The organism is Acidovorax sp. SRB_24 (assembly GCF_012931925.1).
On sequence record NZ_MWOM01000275.1, the window covers coordinates 1 to 376 of the forward strand.

General features: G+C 66.5%; 1 protein-coding gene. It reads right to left on the bottom strand.

The genetic code is table 11. From position 1 onward, the window contains the following. Positions 1-54: 54 nt before the first annotated feature. Positions 55-376 (bottom strand): GNAT family N-acetyltransferase (locus B2J89_RS21930; protein WP_169170880.1); only part of this gene is annotated, 322 nt, incomplete at its 5' end.

Here is a 376-nt window from a genome sequence, read left to right on the forward strand (position 1 = left end):
TTTCAAGCCAAAAAGGCCCGTAACGCAGAGTCAGTCTGCGCTGACAGCTATCAATCAAGAAGCGGAAAGCGACTTGCCCATGCGCGCATTCGCCAGCACCACGCCGCGCACCTCGACCTGCTGGCGCGCCTCGACCACAAAGCCGCTGCGCCGGAAAAACGGCTCGGCGCTGAGGCTCACATCGGCCCACAGCCGGGGCATGCCCGCCTGCTGCGCCGCTTGGTGGATCCGTGCCATCAGCGCCCGGCCCACGCCGCGCGCCGCGTAATCCCCCGCCACGAAAAAGTGGTCGATGGTGCCCGAAGGCTGCAGATCGGCAAACCCCGCAATGCAACCTTCCAGCTCGGCCACGAACGGCCGGTTGGCGCGCAAGCGC